Origin of the sequence: Winogradskyella bathintestinalis (genome assembly GCF_030407435.1) — a bacterium.
Lineage (GTDB): Bacteria > Bacteroidota > Bacteroidia > Flavobacteriales > Flavobacteriaceae > Winogradskyella > Winogradskyella bathintestinalis.
In genome coordinates, this window is sequence record NZ_JASDDK010000003.1 from 21,110 (window position 1) to 39,449 (window position 18,340).

The 18,340-nt window shown below is 33.3% G+C and carries 11 protein-coding genes; 3 read left to right on the top strand and 8 right to left on the bottom strand.

Going from position 1 to position 18,340, the window contains the following annotated elements; genetic code table 11:
* Positions 1–129 precede the first annotated feature (129 nt).
* Together QMA06_RS09685 and QMA06_RS09690 are read right to left on the bottom strand one after the other, a co-directional pair.
* Positions 130–519, bottom strand: coding sequence for a hypothetical protein (locus QMA06_RS09685; protein WP_290206650.1), 390 nt, complete (start codon positions 517–519; stop codon positions 130–132).
* Between the two features lie 86 nt (positions 520–605).
* Entirely contained in the window at positions 606–3,155 is a 2,550-nt protein-coding gene (locus QMA06_RS09690) for an ATP-dependent Clp protease ATP-binding subunit (protein WP_290206651.1), read from the bottom strand.
* Positions 3,156–3,589: 434 nt separating this feature from the next.
* Between QMA06_RS09690 and gyrA the strand changes: the two genes are divergently transcribed.
* Entirely contained in the window at positions 3,590–6,142 is a 2,553-nt protein-coding gene (gene gyrA / locus QMA06_RS09695) for a DNA gyrase subunit A (RefSeq protein ID WP_290206652.1), read from the top strand.
* A 28-nt stretch (positions 6,143–6,170) separates the two neighbouring features.
* On the top strand, positions 6,171–7,457 hold the full coding sequence (locus QMA06_RS09700) for a tetratricopeptide repeat protein (RefSeq protein ID WP_290206653.1): 1,287 nt from the start codon (positions 6,171–6,173) through the stop codon (positions 7,455–7,457).
* 53 nt (positions 7,458–7,510) lie between these two features.
* Here the strand turns inward: QMA06_RS09700 and QMA06_RS09705 are convergent, their stop codons facing one another.
* Positions 7,511–8,260, bottom strand: coding sequence for a C40 family peptidase (locus QMA06_RS09705; protein ID WP_290206654.1), 750 nt, complete (start codon positions 8,258–8,260; stop codon positions 7,511–7,513).
* Between the two features lie 9 nt (positions 8,261–8,269).
* Entirely contained in the window at positions 8,270–9,448 is a 1,179-nt protein-coding gene (locus QMA06_RS09710; protein WP_290206655.1) for an acetyl-CoA C-acyltransferase, read from the bottom strand.
* Positions 9,449–9,652: 204 nt separating this feature from the next.
* On the opposite strand from QMA06_RS09710, the gene QMA06_RS09715 reads away from it, so the two are divergent.
* On the top strand, positions 9,653–11,704 hold the full coding sequence (locus tag QMA06_RS09715) for an HD family phosphohydrolase (protein ID WP_290206656.1): 2,052 nt from the start codon (positions 9,653–9,655) through the stop codon (positions 11,702–11,704).
* A 247-nt stretch (positions 11,705–11,951) separates the two neighbouring features.
* Here QMA06_RS09715 and ribB read toward each other — a convergent pair whose 3' ends face one another.
* From ribB to QMA06_RS09735, 4 genes are read right to left on the bottom strand one after another with little or no spacing between them, the layout of a single operon-like run.
* The gene (ribB, locus tag QMA06_RS09720) at positions 11,952–13,100 is read right to left on the bottom strand and encodes a 3,4-dihydroxy-2-butanone-4-phosphate synthase (RefSeq protein ID WP_290206657.1); all 1,149 of its coding nucleotides are present in this window, start codon (positions 13,098–13,100) and stop codon (positions 11,952–11,954) included.
* Between the two features lie 30 nt (positions 13,101–13,130).
* Positions 13,131–15,116, bottom strand: coding sequence for an LptF/LptG family permease (locus tag QMA06_RS09725; protein ID WP_290206658.1), 1,986 nt, complete (start codon positions 15,114–15,116; stop codon positions 13,131–13,133).
* A gap of 51 nt (positions 15,117–15,167) precedes the next feature.
* Complete coding sequence (locus QMA06_RS09730; protein ID WP_290206659.1) at positions 15,168–15,809, bottom strand: LolA family protein; 642 nt, start codon at positions 15,807–15,809, stop codon at positions 15,168–15,170.
* Between the two features lie 55 nt (positions 15,810–15,864).
* Complete coding sequence (locus QMA06_RS09735; RefSeq protein ID WP_290206660.1) at positions 15,865–18,312, bottom strand: FtsK/SpoIIIE family DNA translocase; 2,448 nt, start codon at positions 18,310–18,312, stop codon at positions 15,865–15,867.
* Positions 18,313–18,340 lie beyond the last annotated feature (28 nt).

Below are 18,340 nucleotides of genomic sequence, written 5' to 3' on the forward strand. Positions count from 1 at the left end.
AAGTCACTTTACTATTTCTAAAAACAATAGTAGACAATTAATAAGTGCTGAAACCTATTATTTAATATGTTTTATGTTAACTATTGAATATTCTCAGAATTTGAAAACAATGACGCCAACATTAAAAATTTAAAAAAAAGAATGTTCTTGCTGTTCAATTAAATTATTAGCCCAAACAATTGCTTCTTCGATATATGAGAAAATCTCAAAAGGTTTATTATTGAGAAACATTCGTTCTATTTTGGCATTGGTTTTTGCTTGATGATTAGTTGAGACCACGGCGAATCCTACTAAATTTTCAATTCGTGCTGTTTCGAAATATATTTGTGGATCAACGGAATAAGAATTTTTTCTGTGTATTATATAAACATACGGTTTATTTAGAAAATAATTTTTTGTGATTTCGGCTAATACATTATTGTAGCTAGGGGTAAGAATTACACCTTCTTTCATAACTACAATGATATAATTGTCGTAGACAGAAATATCGCAAAATTCATAATGTAGTTTTTCCTTCATTATTATAAATGTGTCTGATAATTCTATTAATATAAAAAAAATCTCCATCATTATGAAGGAGATTTAATTAAAATTGTTAAAATATTCTAAGATTCAGTTGTCTTGCTATTAGATTTAATTGTAATGCTTAAAGCATCATCATTGTCATTCAAATCCATAGTAATGGTATCACCTTCGTGAATTTTAGAATTTATGATTTCTTCAGCTAAGGCATCTTCAACATATTTCTGAATCGCTCTATTTAAAGGTCTGGCTCCATATTGTTTATCAAAACCTTTCTCTGCAATATAATCTTTGGCTTTGTCTGTAAGTGTAAGTCCGTAACCTAATCCTCTAATTCTGTCAATAAGTTTAACAAGTTCTATGTCAATGATTTTACTGATGTCTTCTTTTTCTAAAGCGTTGAAAACAACAACATCATCAATTCTATTTAGAAACTCCGGAGCAAAAGCTTTTTTCAATGCATTTTCTATGACACCTTTAGCGTAATCTGATTCTTGAGCGGCTTTCGCAGATGTTCCGAAGCCAACTCCAGATCCAAAATCTTTTAATTTTCTGGCACCAATATTCGAAGTCATAATTATGATTGCATTTCTGAAATCAATTTTACGTCCTAAACTGTCCGTTAAATAACCATCGTCTAATACTTGCAATAACATATTGAAGACGTCTGGATGCGCTTTTTCAATTTCATCTAAAAGTACTACGGCGTAAGGTTTACGTCTAATTTTCTCAGTTAATTGCCCACCTTCTTCATAGCCAACGTATCCTGGAGGCGCACCAACTAAACGCGAAATAGCGAATTTCTCCATGTATTCGCTCATGTCTATCCGTACTAATGCATCATCGCTATCAAATAATTCGCGAGCCAACACTTTTGCTAGTTGTGTTTTACCAACCCCTGTTTGGCCTAAGAATATAAATGAACCAATTGGCTTATTAGGATCTTTAAGTCCAGCTCTATTTCTCTGAATGGCTTTAACTACTTTAGCAACCGCTTGATCTTGTCCGATTACTTTGCCTTTGATTAACTCGGGTAATTGCGAAAGTTTATTGATTTCTGTTTGTGCAATTTTATTTACAGGAATTCCCGTCATCATTGAGACCACATCGGCAACATTATCTTCAGTTACAACTTCTTTATGTTGTTTAGTCTCTTCTTCCCATTTTTCCTGTGCCGTTGACAATTCTTTTTCCAATCGTTTTTCGTCGTCTCTTAGCTTAGCTGCTTCTTCATATTTTTGCTTTTTAACAACACTATTTTTAGTTTCTTTGACTTCTTCAAGTTTCTTTTCGAGCTCAAGAATTTGTTTAGGCACATCAATATTGGTAATATGAACTCGAGAGCCAGCTTCATCTAAAGCATCAATAGCTTTGTCTGGTAAAAATCGTTCCGTCATATAGCGGTTCGTTAGTTTTACACAGGCCTCAATGGCTTCTGGAGTATAATCAACATTGTGGTGTTCCTCATACTTTCCTTTAATATTATTAAGAATCTCTATAGTTTCTTCTACCGAAGTAGGTTCCACGATTACTTTTTGGAAACGACGTTCTAGGGCGCCGTCTTTTTCGATATATTGTCTATATTCATCTAGGGTAGTAGCTCCAATACATTGAATTTCACCTCTTGCAAGAGCTGGTTTAAACATGTTGGAAGCATCTAAACTTCCGGTTGCCCCACCTGCACCAACAATGGTATGAATTTCATCAATAAAAAGAATAATATCGTCGTTCTTCTCTAATTCATTCATTACAGCCTTCATACGTTCTTCAAACTGACCTCTATACTTTGTGCCGGCTACTAAACTTGCTAAATCTAACGTGACTACTCGTTTATTAAACAAGGTACGAGAAACTTTACGTTTTACAATTCTTAGCGCTAAGCCTTCAGCGATGGCAGATTTACCTACGCCAGGTTCACCTATCAATAATGGGTTGTTTTTCTTTCGTCGACTTAAAATTTGAGATACACGTTGTATTTCTTTTTCACGGCCTACAACGGGGTCTAATTTATCCTCTTCAGCAAGCACCGTTAGGTCTCTTCCAAAATTGTCTAAAACAGGGGTTTTTGATTTCTTATTTGTTTTGCTTGCTTGTCCGCCAAACGGATTTTGCTTAGTACCTTCCTCTTCATTGATATCATCATCAGAATACGATTCAGCCTTTGGGGTGTCTAAATAATCATCTTCGCTAGTTGCCATAGATTTAAATTCTTCTTTTACATTATCATAATCTACTTTAAGCTTATTTAAAAGCTTAGTAGTAGGGTCGTTTTCATTTCTTAAAATACACAATAACAAATGCGCAGTGTTAATAGAAGTACTTTGAAACAATTTTGCTTCTAAAAATGTGGTCTTCAAAGCACGCTCTGCTTGCCGGGTTAAGTGTAAGTTCTTTTTTTCGTTAGATGTGGTTACAATATTAGGGTTTGCTGGACTCAGAATCTCAACTTTACGTCTTAAATGATTGAGATCAACTTCTAATGCGCCTAAAATATCTATGGCCTTGCCGTTGCCATCTCTTAAAAGACCAAGCATTAAATGCTCTGTACCAATAAAATCATGACCTAAACGCAAGGCTTCTTCTTTGCTATAAGCAATAACATCTTTAACTCTTGGGGAAAAATTATCATCCATATTATATTCCTTTCTGCTTTAAAAATAATAAAAACATATTGAACAAATTAATCTTTTTGTCTTTAAGCAAAAATTAGAAATTTTTACGTTGAGTAAAGGTATTCCTAGTATTTCATAGCAACGCCACGAAATGGTAAAAAGACAAATTTCAACCTAAAAAGTAAAACTTTTCAGTTAAAAGAAAAAAAATTGTAAGTTCATCGTAATAGGTCAAAAACTGTACCTTAATTACATGTTTATGAAATGTTGGAAACGAAGAGACTAAAAAAGGCTTTTAAATCAAAGAAAATTGAGAGATACTTATTAACGAAAAAGATATTAAATATTGTTAATAAAAAATACCAAAAATGATAATGAATTAGGCTGATAACATCACTATTTTGGCTATATTAGCACGTTATGAAAATTCACAAAAAAACTAATTAATTTTTTATATGGCAGAAGGAGAAAAACTCATTCCAATTAACATTGAAGATGAAATGAAATCGGCTTACATTGATTATTCAATGTCGGTCATTGTGTCACGTGCGTTACCAGATGTAAGAGATGGTTTAAAGCCGGTTCATAGACGCGTCCTTTACGGTATGCATGAACTTGGTATTAGAGCAAATAGTGCACATAAAAAATCAGCGAGAATAGTTGGTGAGGTTTTAGGAAAGTACCACCCGCATGGTGATACCTCTGTTTACGATGCAATGGTTCGTATGGCCCAAGAATGGAGTTTACGTTATATGTTAGTCGATGGTCAAGGGAACTTTGGATCTGTAGATGGTGATAGTCCGGCAGCAATGCGTTATACGGAAGCGAGAATGCGTAAAATATCTGAAGACATGTTGGCAGATATTGATAAGGAAACCGTGGATCATAAATTAAATTTTGATGATACTTTAGAAGAGCCAACTGTACTTCCGACTCGTATTCCTGGTTTATTAGTTAATGGAGCATCGGGTATTGCGGTAGGTATGGCAACTAACATGCCGCCACATAATTTAACTGAGGTTGTTAATGGTACTATTGCTTATATAGAGAATAATGCTATTGAAGTAGATGAATTAATGCAGCACATTAAAGCTCCAGATTTTCCTACAGGTGGTACTATTTACGGATACGACGGTGTAAAGGAAGCTTTTCATACTGGTCGAGGTCGTATTGTTATGCGTGGTAAAGCGATTATAGAAGAAGTACAAGGAAGAGAATGTATCATTGTTACTGAGATTCCTTACCAAGTTAACAAGGCTGACATGATTAAAAAGACAGCAGACTTAGTTAACGAAAAGAAAATGGATGGCATTTCATCTATTAGAGATGAATCGGATAGAAACGGAATGCGCATAGTATACGTTTTAAAACGCGATGCTATCCCTAATATCGTTTTAAATAAATTATATAAATACTCTGCATTACAAACTTCGTTTAGTGTTAATAATATTGCCTTAGTCAATGGGCGTCCACAGTTGTTAAACCTAAAAGATTTAATACATTATTTCGTTGAGCATAGACATGAGGTTGTAGTAAGACGTACAACTTACGAATTACGTAAGGCTGAAGAGCGTGCTCATATCTTAGAAGGTTTAATTATTGCTTCAGATAATATTGACGAAGTTATTAAAATTATCCGTGCCTCATCAAATGCAGATGAAGCGCGTAATAATTTAATTGAACGTTTTAAATTGTCAGAAATTCAAGCCAAAGCTATTGTTGAGATGCGTTTGCGTCAATTAACAGGTTTAGAACAAGACAAACTACGTGCTGAGTACGATGAAATTATGAAAACAATTATAGACCTTAAAGACATCTTAGATAAGAAAGAACGTCGCATGGCTATAATCAAAGAAGAACTTGAAGTCGTAAGAGATAAATATGGTGATGATCGTCGTTCCATAATTGAGTATGCTGGTGGTGATTTGAGTATTGAAGACATGATTCCAGATGAACAAGTCGTGATAACCATTTCTCATGCTGGTTATATTAAACGTACGTCACTTACCGAATATAAAACGCAGCATAGAGGTGGAGTAGGACAGAAAGCTTCAACCACTAGGAATGAAGATTTCTTAGAACATTTGTTCGTTGGTACTAATCATCAATATATGTTGTTTTTTACCCAAAAAGGCAAATGTTTCTGGATGCGTGTTTATGAAATTCCAGAAGGTTCTAAAACATCAAAAGGTAGGGCTATTCAGAATTTAATTAATATTGAGCAAGATGATAAAGTGATGGCTTTCATTTGTACTCAAGATTTAAAAAATGAAGATTATATTAATAGTCATTATGTAATCATGGCGACTAAAAAAGGTCAAGTAAAGAAAACGTCGTTAGAGCAATATTCTCGACCAAGATCTAACGGTATTAATGCGATTACCATTAAAGAGGATGATGTTCTATTAGAGGCTAAATTGACAACGGGTGAAAGCCAAGTTATGTTAGCTTTAAAATCTGGTAAAGCGATTCGATTTGAAGAAGCTAAAACCCGACCGATGGGTAGAAATGCTTCTGGTGTCCGTGGGATTAGACTACAAGATGAAAAAACAGATGAGGTTATAGGTATGATTGCTGTTGACGATATGGAAAGTAATATTCTTGTAGTGTCAGAGAATGGCTATGGAAAGCGTTCGAGCTTGGAAGACTATAGAATTACCAATAGAGGAGGAAAAGGTGTAAAAACCATCTCTATTACAGAAAAAACAGGTAACTTAGTGTCTATTAAGAATGTAACCGATGATGACGATTTAATGATAATTAACAAATCTGGAATTGCTATAAGGATGGCAGTAGCCGATTTACGTGTTATGGGAAGAGCCACGCAAGGGGTTAAATTAATTAACCTTAAAGGTAATGACTCAATTGCAGCAGTTGCCAAAGTGATGAAAGATGATGAAGAGAATATTGAAGATATTGATGCCGAAATGATTGACGGTAATGTGGCTGACAATTTGGGATCAAGTGAAGATGGCACGGCTATTGATAATAATGAAACTGAAAATTAAAATTAACTATAAACTAATTTAATACACAATGAAAAAATTAATGACATTAGTGCTACTCTTGGCAATAACTTCAATGTCCTTTGCACAAAAGAAAGAGTTAAAGGCCATTGAAAAAGCACTTAAAAATTCAAATTTTGCAGATGCTAAATCAGCAGTTTCTTCAGCCGAAGCTTTAATGGGAAGTATGGATGATAAATCTAAAGCTAAATTCTTATTTTTAAAGGCACAAGCATTGTATGCAAATGGTAGTGGTACAGATGCTAATATTGATGAAGCTATTTCAAGTTTAGACAAGTTAAAGGAATTAGAGTCTGAAATGGGGAAATTAAAATATACTCAAGAAGCTAATACTATGACCAATGGAATGATTAATAAATTTCTAACCAAATCTAATGATGCTTTTACTAATAAAAATTTTAAAGTAGCAGCTAAAGGTTTTGAAAAAGTTTATAGAATGTCTCCACAAGATACTATTTATCTTTATTATGCGGCCTCTGCAGCAGTTTCAGAACCAGATTATGATACAGCTTTAGATTATTATAATCAGTTGAAAAATATGGGGTATGATGGTGCACAAATGAACTATTATGCAACAAATCTTGAAACTAATGAAGTGGAAAGCTTTAACGATAAATCCTCTAGAGATTTATCTGTAAAGGCAAAAATGCATTCTAATCCTGAGGATAGAATGAGCGAATCAAAAAAAGCTGAAATTGTAAAAAATATTGCTTTAATCTATGTTTCTCAAGGTGAAGATGAAAAAGCTTTAGGCGCTATGGCTGATGCTAGATCAGAAAATCCTGATGATATAGGTTTGTTACTTTCTGAAGCTAACGTTCATCTTAAAATGGGCAATAAAGAAAAGTTTAAAGAATTAATGCAGGAAGCAACAACTAAAGATCCTAAAAATTCGGAATTACAATATAACTTAGGTGTTTTGGCAGCTGAAGGAGACAATCCAGAAGAGGCTTTAAAGTATTATGAAAAAGCCATTGCTATTAATCCAAACCATGTAGACTCATATAATAATATTGCTGTTGTAATTTTAGGGAGAGAAGCAAAAATTATTGATGAAATGAATGCTTTAGGTAACAGTTCTGCCGATAACAAAAAGTATGAAGAACTTAAAGAAGTACGCACAAAAATATATTATGATGCTATACCGTATTTAGAGAAAGCGTTAGAATTAAGAGAAACTAATGTTAATGCAGCTATGACATTAATGAATATTTATAGTGCTTTAGGTGAAACAGATAAGTTTAAAGCTATGAAAGCTAAAGTTGAAGAAATGGAAGCTTCAGCAGAAGGGAATTAGTAAATAATAAGTGAATATAGAATAAAAAAAAGCGACTGAAAAGTCGCTTTTTTTTATATAATCTTTTTAATAACGCGTAGTTTATGGGTATGAATATTCTTTTCAATATTATAAATACCACTATGATCTAAACGATCTATACGTACCTTACCATGTGCATGAATGACATAGTTATCCTTCATAATTATCCCCACATGTGTAATATTGCCTTCGGCATTATCAAAAAATGCTAAATCACCGGGTTCACTTTCTTCAATAAAACTTAGAGCTTCTCCTTGTAAAGCCTGCTCTGAGGCATCTCTATACAATTTGTAACCGTTAAGTTTATATACCATTTGCGTAAAGCCAGAACAATCAATGCCAAAAGGAGTTTTGCCTCCCCACAAATAAGGAGCATTCAGAAATAAAAATGAAGAATTAATAATATGTTCTTTAGTACTCTTTGAAGTTAGAGCTGCTCCATCAAATTTATGGTTTAATAAAGCCATTCCGTTTAAATCAGAACCAACTGGGATAGGGTATAAATTGTTAACGCTATCCGAAACAAACTCAATTAAATCTTTAGATAAATTAATATCTGATGTTTTTAGCTTATTATACTCTAATTCTTCTATTTCAAGATATTGCTTATTATCAATCCAGCCTTCATATTTATCGAAAGCAAAACGAATACGACTCCACTTTTTTCGTTGCTCAAGCACTTTAAAAAAATCCCCATATAATGCCTGCGTTACCATTTCGCTGGTATCGCTAGGTTCTAATCGAATAGGTACAATCCCTAGATTGCAAATGCCGTATTGCATAGAGTATGGTTAAGCGCGTTCTAATACCATTGCTGATGCTCCACCGCCGCCATTACAAATGGCTGCTGCACCGAGTTTCGCATTATTTTGTTGTAGCACATTTAGTAAGGTAACTAAAATTCTCGCTCCAGAACATCCAAGCGGATGCCCCAATGAAACGGCACCCCCGTTAACATTAACATTACTGTCGTTTAAACCTAAAATTTTCATATTAGCTAAACCAACGACAGAAAAAGCTTCATTAAATTCAAAAAAGTCAATATCATCGATATTAATATTGGCTTTTGCCATTGCTTTTGGTAAAGCTTTTGAAGGAGCTGTAGTAAACCATTTTGGTTCCGTTGCCGCATCAGCGTAACTTTTAATTGTGGCTAGTGGTTTTAACCCTAACTCATCGGCTTTTTCTCTACTCATTAAAACCAAGGCAGCAGCTCCATCATTTATAGTTGAAGCATTCGCCGCAGTAACAGTACCGTCTTTTGTAAATGCCGGACGCAAAGCAGGAATTTTCTCCATCTTCACGTTAGTATATTCTTCATCTTTGTCAACAATTACAGGTTCACCTCGACGTTGAGGAACTTCCACAGCAATAACTTCATCATTATATTTACCAGCATCCCAAGCTGCTTTTGAGCGTTCGTAAGATTGTATAGCAAAAGCATCCTGATCTTCTCTAGAAAATTCATATTCTGTAGCACAGGCATCGGCACAAACTCCCATAGCATTTTTGTCATAAGCGTCAACTAAGCCATCTTTTTGCATGCCATCTTCAAGCGTAGCTGGTCCAAATTTAGTTCCAGTTCTTGCATGATAATAATGAGGAATTAAGCTCATGTTTTCCATACCGCCAGCCACAACTATATCGGCATCACCTAATTGAATGGCTTGAGCAGCTTGCATAACTGCTTTCATCCCAGAGGCACATACTTTATTTATTGTCGTACAAGGAACAGTATCAGGAATACCTGCATAAATAGCTGCTTGCCTCGCAGGTGCTTGTCCTGTTCCGGCTTGGACAACATTTCCCATTAATACTTCATCTACCAATTCTGGCTTCAAATTAATTTTGTCTAAAGCTCCTTTAATTGCAGCAGCTCCTATACGCGGTGCTGGTATTGAAGATAAGCTTCCTAAAAAACTACCAATAGGTGTTCTAACGGCTGAAACGATAACGACGTCCTTATTCATTATGAGTGTGTTTGATGTTGTTTGCTGCGAAATTAAACATTTTTTGAGAGATTTTAGAATGTATTAATGATATTAGCGGTCTAAAATTCTATTATTTATTACATTTGATTGTATATGAAACCTCAGTGATTAAAATTTCAACTTATAAAGCTGTAATTTTATGAATATAACATATGACGGTTAAAAAACGATGAGTCTAAACACATGAATGTATTCCTCAATAAATGGTATAAGAATCATGCCTTGGTCTATAAGGTATTGCTATTCTTGCTGACTACTTTATTTATCGTTTATCTGTTTCCAAAAACCGGAAAGTTTAGGTACTCTTTTGAAAAAAGTAAACCATGGCAATCTGAAAATTTATATGCTCCTTTTAATTTTGCGATTAAAAAATCCCAAAAGGAAATAGATTCAGAAAAAGTTGAAATCAGAAATCAGAGCCCAGTATATTTTGAATTATCTGAAGGCATTGGAGATGAAGTTTTAATTAATTATTCCGAGATTTTTAATCAGGTATTTACGGATTCTACACCTTATAATATTGAGAAACCTGCATTATATAAAAAAGGTAAATTATTGGTTATTGATCTTTATAAAACGGGTATATTAGATTTAGATTATAATTACGATGATGACAGATCTGTAATTTTAGCAACTTCAAATAAGGTTGAAAAAGAGTTGGAATATGGCAGACTGCATGAGTTAAGTGAATTACGTCAACTTGTTGAAAATAATTTAAATACCGGCTTGTCTGCAGATGTAAAAAATAAAATGGTTTCGATTTTTTTCGATGTCATTAAACCTAATATTTCACTTAATAAAAGTTTAAGTAAACAAGCACTAGAAGAAGCCTTATCTCGCATATCATTAACAAGAGGGCATATAGAAAAGGAACAACTTATAATTTCCAAAGGGCAAGTTGTTGAGGAAGATCAGTATGTGATTTTAAGCTCGCTAAAATCAGAATATGAATCTCAGGTCTGGAATTCAACAAATTATAATTGGGTGCTTTTGGCCTATACTTTACTCGTAGCATTAGCCCTATTAATGTTATTACTGTTTTTAAGAAAATATAGGTTTGAAGTTTTTCTTAATAATACTAAGGTTACCTTTATATTTTTCAATGTGGCTTTAATGATATTACTAACCACTTTGGTTATTAACTATAATTCGCAATATATCTATGTGGTGCCTTTATGTATTTTACCATTAGTTCTAAAAGCTTTCTTCGATGCGAGATTAGGTCTGTTTGCCCACGTCCTAACCGTATTACTATTAGGGTTTATTGTACCAAATAGTTACGAATACATGTTTCTTCAAATAATAGCAGGTATGGTAACTATTTTAACCGTTTCGGAATTATATAAAAGAGCCAATTTATTTATTTCGGTAGGGCAAATTACTATAATATATATCATAGCTTATTTTGCATTTTTTGTTATTCACGAAGGACAATTAACTGGAATAAAACTTGAAACATTTGGCTTGTTCATCTTATGTGGTTTGGCAACACTTTTTGTTCAACCGTTAATATATATTTATGAGAAGATTTTTGGACTCGTCTCAGACGTGTCACTTTTAGAACTTTCAGACACAAATACGAAATTATTGAAAGAGTTATCTAACAAAGCACCTGGTACTTTTCACCATTCATTGAATGTTGCGAATTTAGCAGAGGCTGCTGCTAACGAAATAGGTGCAAATGCGATGCTTATTAGAGTTGGTGCACTTTACCATGATATTGGTAAAATGAATAATCCAACTTATTTTACCGAGAATCAGAGTACAGGGATTAATCCACATGATGAATTATCGAACAAAGAAAGTGCGAAAATAATTATTGACCACGTTATAAAAGGTATAGAGATAGCCAAAAAACATAATTTACCGGATCGGGTTATCGACTTTATTAGATCGCATCATGGCACGAGCATGGTTTATTATTTTTATATGAAAGAAAAAGCTGAAAATGAAGATGTGGATATCAATGATTTTACATATCCTGGTCCGAAACCTTTCAGTAAAGAAACGGCAATTTTAATGATGTGCGATAGTGTAGAAGCAGCGTCTAAAAGTTTAAAGGAACCAACAAGTACAAAAATTAATGATTTTGTTGAAAACATTATCAATAAACAGATGGAAAATAAACAATTCTTAAACGCTAATATTACTTTTAAAGAAATTCAATCTATTAAGAAAGTGCTGAAACATAAATTGGCTAATATTTATCATCTTAGAATAGAATATCCTGAATAAAAACTTAATATAATATCGAATCTATAATGAACAAAGCTCGATTAAAAATCGAAATGTTACTATATAAATTGTAACCAATTATCATTTACTAGTTGATGTCAATTTGCTTAAGAAGTTTTTCTTTACACGTTGACTTAAATCGCTTACACTTATGTTTGATTTAAAAAAAAAAGATACTTTTAATAGCATTTATCTAAATAACACTTAACAATTTTTACGATTTAATTTTTGAATTTAAAAGATGAGCTTAATAATTCACATACTCTACAATTTCAAGACCATACCCAATCATTCCAACACGTTTGGTCTGTAGTGAATTCGAAATTAATTTTAGTTTGCTAATTTTTAAATCGTGTAGAATCTGTGCTCCGATACCAAAATCTTTAGAATCCATTCCTATTCTAGGAGCCTTAATTAATTGTCCATCAACTTGTTCTTCTTTTAAAATAGACAGCCTTGCTAATAGATTCATTGATTCGGCCTGCTGATTTATAAAAATAATAGCACCTTTACCCTCCTTATTAATAACATTAAACATATTGTCTAATTTCTGATCAGCGTTATTAGTTAGCGTACCAAGAATATCATTATTAACCAATGTGGCGTTTACACGTGTTAAAATTGGTTCTTTAGAGGACCACGTGCCTTTAGATAAAGCAATATGCACTTGATTATTTGTAGTTTGCAAATATGCTCTGACTCTAAATTTTCCAAAACGAGTTTCAATATCAAAATCCTCTTTCTTTTCTATTAGAGAATCGTGCTCCATACGGTAAGCTACTAAATCTTCAATAGATACTATTTTTAAATCGAACCTCTTAGCCACTTCCATAAGTTGAGGCAAACGCGCCATAGTACCGTTTTCGTTCATAATTTCAACGATAACTCCAGCCGGTTTGAAACCAGCTAAACGGGCAAAATCTATAGCCGCTTCTGTATGGCCTGTACGTCGTAAAACACCACCTTCTTTAGCTACTAAAGGAAAGATATGCCCTGGACGTGCTAATTCGAAAGATTTTGTTTCATTGCTTACTAGCGCTTTAACGGTTTTTGCTCTATCACTTGCAGAAATTCCTGTGCTAACACCATTACCTCTTAAATCTACAGAAATAGTAAAAGCTGTTTCCATAGGATCGGTATTATTTCTCACCATCATAGAGAGGTCTAGCTCTTTACAACGATGCTCCGTTAAAGGAGTACAAATTAAACCACGTCCGTGCGTTGCCATGAAATTAATCATTTCAGGAGTTACTTTCTCTGCCGCAGCTAAAAAATCGCCTTCATTCTCACGGTTTTCATCATCGACAACAATAATTACTTTACCTTGTTTTATATCTTCAATGGCTTCTTCAATAGTATTTAGGCTCATTTTTTTTTGTGCGGTTTTAGTTCTCATATTGCAGATTTAAGCTGAGCAAAGATACATTTATTTTATCTTTTGGAGACAGCTTAAATAGAAGTCATTAGAAATTCGATTTCGTAATATAATATATTTTAAAGGGTAGAGTGGAAGCGTTAATATTAAAATGCTAGGATTGATAGGTCTATCCTTTATGTCAATCGTCTTATAGAATTTTGAATATTTTGTAGCATCAACAATGGCATAAATAATAAAAAATATAAAACCAACAATGCTTAAACTTAAACAAGCTTCCGCCATGTCGGGCAACTTATTATTTTTAAAGACAAAATGTAATACCAATAAAATGACTCCAATAGTATAGCTAACTAAACTAGTTTTAGAGTAATCTTTATAATCTTTAAGTAAAACTCTTGCTTTTATAAGCGTATCTGGAATCTGTAGACCTTCAGCCTTTAAACCTTCAAGTGAAATATTTCGATCTAATAAATTTTGAAGCGCAATTTCTTTCGGCTTCTTGTCTAAATCGAACTCATTTTGGTTCTTAATCACCGCAATCAACTCTTCAATAGAATACCTCTTATAATAATTATAAGTTTTGGTATCGCTTTCAGAAAGACGTAGCTTATTTTTTGTAGAAAATAAACGCTTTAACGGAACTAAGATAGCATCAAATTGAAATACCCCTTTGTCGTTAGTAGCTCTTGTTGTTAAGTATACACTTAAAGGTAGCATTATGGCGGTAGCAAGCCATACTCCAATAATCGGCTCAAAACTTCCTTTTTCAGCGCTATTTTTAGCAAAAATACCAAAGAAATGATAAGTTAAGAACAACACAATGGCGATTACCATCGGTAATCCAAGTCCTCCTTTTCTTATTAAAGCTCCTAAAGGTGCACCAACAAAAAACAATATTATACAGGCAAAACCTAAAACAAACTTGTCGTGCAAAACGATTATGTGTTTGTTCAACCGAATCGTTTTCTGTTCAAAGGTTTTTTTATTCGCATCTAATATTTGTCGCGTACTATTAGAGGAGTTGATGGCTAAATTTAAAATTTGAACCTTCTGTTGGGTATTATAAAGTTCAATGATGCTTTTTTCATTAACTATGGTGTCAATTTTAACGATATCTATATTTTTTTGCAAGGAAGCAAAGGTGCTTCTATTATATAGTGTTTTAGATAAATCTTGGTAATCGCTAATTTTTTTAGTTTTGAGAGAATCGATGACTTTATTTAGCTGACTAACATTAAACATGTTATAGCGGTCATTATGATTTTTTTCATCTAAATCATCTGTATTTAATAATTCTAAATCGACATTAAATGTGTAATTATCAAAATAACTTTTTACATGAGGTTTATTTACATTTTTTCGAGCCACTTTGCTTATAATTTCCTCGTAATAATTCCCGTTTACCAATTCGAGCTGGAGGATATTCGAGTCAACGCTACTCTTTAGTTCTCCTTTTTCGGCAACAATTACAGTATAATTTCCAGACCGTGTTGGGCTTTTTTTATGAATAACGACTCCATCAAGAAACTGTCCTCGATCACCCGATTTCTTATCCACTTTAATGTTGATATTCCCAATGGTATTAAATTGACCTTCGGCAATTGCTAAAGCAGGTTTAACCTTAGCAATATTTCTTCTTAAATTGTAAAAATTATATTCGCCCCAAGGAATGACATTATTGGCAAAGAAGAATGTAGCGATACCGAGCGCTACTATAAACACACTTAAACTTCGCATGGCACGTTGCAAGGAAATCCCTGTAGATTTCATGGCAGCGAACTCATAATTTTCGGCAAAATTACCAAAAACCATAATGGAAGATAATAAAACCGTAAGTGGTACCACCAAAGGAATGAGCTTTGGCATATAGTACAAAATAAATTTTGCCGTTACAGTTATATCTAAATCTTTACCAGCAAGTTCAGCAATGTATAGCCAGACTCCTTGTAAAATAAAGATAAACATAAATATAATAAAGACGCTAAAAAACGTTCTTAAGAATGTGATAAGTATGTACCTATCTAAAATTTTCACGCGGTTAAGGTTTGGCTCTAAAGCAAGTTAAGTAAATCAATAATATCTTAATTAATCAATTTTATTGATAAAGTAATCGCTGTATTTACTTTTGTCAAATGTAAATAAGGTTTTTGAAATAGGTTCGTCGGTTTGAAAAGAATTAACAGTTAATGTTGTTTTAGTGCCGTTTTTTCCAACTTCAATTAAGTTATATATGTGCTTTGTGGTAGCATCTATACCTAATAAAACATGTTTAATTTCAGAATTAGTGTCGATCGGAATTAATTTCACATATTGAATTTTTCGCCCTTTTACAGTTTGAACAATATCCATTTTATATGAATAACCATCTTCATAAAACGATAGCATTTGGCTAGGAGTTATAGTACTTTCATCTTCTGTATTGTTTGAAGAAATGGTAACTTCTTCATCTTCTGGACTAATAGTATATAGCGTTTTACCATCGTAAATCCGCGTAACTCCTAAAATATTGAGTTTATATTTCTCGCCTTCAATAACCACATCACCTCGCGTTTCTTGCTTAATATTTTCGCTTACATTATTTAACTCGTATTTAAAATCTAAACTTATATTTTTGTAACTTTTTATTTTAGTACTGACCTCGTTTAATAAAGACTCTGCTTTCTTATCATTTTGTCCAAATGCTGTAAATCCTAAGGTGATAAATGCTATTATAATTAAATTTTTCATTGTTTTATTTATTTCAAAAATTATATTTTTATTTAATTCTTAATTCTTCATTTTGCTACTCATTATCTAACAATTGATCTAAAGACGCTAAGTCAGGGACTAAAACTTGTCTTGCTTTACTACCTTCAAAATTACCGACAATGCCGGCGGCTTCTAATTGATCAATAATTCTACCAGCTCTATTGTAGCCTAATTTTAGTTTACGTTGTAATAAAGATGCTGAGCCTTGTTGCGCCGTAACAATAAGTTCTGCGGCATCTCTAAATAATTTATCTCTGTCGGATATATCTATATCAAGATTTGTGCCACCTTCTTCACCCACATATTCCGGTAATAAATGTGCATCTGGATATGCTTTTTGAGAGCCAATGAATTCTGTTATTTTTTCAACTTCTGGCGTGTCTACAAAAGCACATTGAATTCTAATAAGTTCATTTCCTTGAGTGTATAACATATCACCGCGACCAATTAATTGATCTGCACCAGAACCATCTAAAATAGTTCGTGAATCAATTTTACTAGTAACTCTAAAAGCAATACGTGCCGGGAAATTTGCTTTAATAATACCTGTTATTACATTAACGGACGGTCGTTGTGTTGCTATAATTAAGTGTATACCAATAGCACGTGCCAATTGTGCTAATCTGGCGATTGGCGTTTCAACCTCTTTTCCGGCAGTCATAATTAGATCGGCAAATTCATCGACCACTAAAACAATATATGGTAAAAATGCATGACCATCATTAGGATTTAACTTTCGGGCTTTAAACTTAGCATTGTACTCTGCAATATTTCTACAAAATGCATTTTTTAGCATTTCATACCGGTTATCCATTTCAATACATAGCGAATTCAAGGTGTTGATTACCTTGGTGTTATCTGTGATAATAGCGTCTTCACTATCTGGAAGTTTAGCCAAATAGTGACGTTCAATTTTATTGAATAATGTTAATTCTACTTTTTTAGGATCTACTAATACAAATTTTACTTCAGCAGGATGCTTTTTATATAATAACGAGGTTAAAACAGCATTTAGCCCTACAGATTTACCTTGCCCAGTAGCTCCTGCCATAAGCATATGAGGCATTTTTGCTAAATCGACCACAAAGGTTTCGTTGCTAATAGTTTTACCAAAAGCGATGGGCAATTGCATATCTGATTTTTGAAATTTTTGAGAAGCAATAACCGAGCGCATTGAAACGATGGTAGAGTTTTTATTAGGCACTTCAATACCGATGGTTCCTTTACCTGGAATAGGAGCAATAATTCTTATTCCTAAAGCAGCAAGAGATAGAGCGATATCATCTTCTAAATTTTTAATTTTTGATATACGAATGCCAGCATCTGGGACAATTTCGTATAATGTTACCGTCGGTCCTATTGTGGCCTTAATACTCGTAATACCAATCTTATAATTGCTGAGCGTTTCTACAATTCTATTCTTATTTTCCTCAAGTTCTTCTTGATCTATCGAAATCCCTTCATTATGATATTTTTTTAATAAGTCTAAGGTTGGGAATTGATATTTTCCGAGTTCTAAAGTGGGATCGAAATGGCCAAAGTCTTCAACCAGTTTATCGGCTAAATTATCCGATTCAGATTTTTCTTCTTCAACCGTATCAACTTCCATGGTAAGTTCTGGAGTATCAACGGTCTCTTCTTTTGGCTTCTCAGTAACCTCCATCGTTAGCTCTTCAGCTACAACCTCTTTCTTTGGGTTTGGTTTAGAATGATTACTGATGGTGGGTTCTTTGTTTTCCAATGGAATTTCGAAAGCAGATTTTATGGCTTCGGCTTCATCGGTTAAACTATTATCAAAAGTTACAACTGGTTCGTTAGTTGTATTTTCAGCTTGTAAGTCTTCTTTAATTGATTTTTTCGCACGTTTAAAGCTATTGACAATAGTGTCTCCTGTAACTTTAAACCGAATCGCTAAATAAGCGATAAGTCCAAATAATAAGAGAAGTATGGTACCTGCTTTACCAGAGTAGTCTTGAAAAAATTGATTCATTTCAAAGCCAATAGTTCCACCCAATACATCGTATTTATGAGTAAAGAAACCAAATAAAATTGATAGCCAAATAACAATGAGTGTTCCCCAAATCCAATGTTTTCTGAGCTTAACTTTATTTAAATTCAAGGTTACATAAACTCCTGATAGAAATAATAAACCTGCAAAGATAAATGACGGCAGTCCAAAGCCTTTAGTTATAAAAAATTCACTAACCCAAGCCCCTAATTGACTTGCCCAATTCTTATATTGATCCGTACGTTCGGGAAAGTTGCTGAGTACACTTTGGTCTTCTTTGCCTGTAAAAACAAAAGACAAAAATGAAATGAAAAGTAGCACACCAATTATAATTAGGAAACTACCAAAAATCAGTTTTTGTTGGTTAGAAAGTTTGAACGAAGGCCTTTTTATTTTCGCCTTAACGTTTGACTTCGCTTTTGTTTTAGGCTTCGCCTTAGAAGTAGTTTTCTTTTTTGTTGTTTTTTTTGCCATATTTATCCCACAGAAGTGGAAGTCTCAA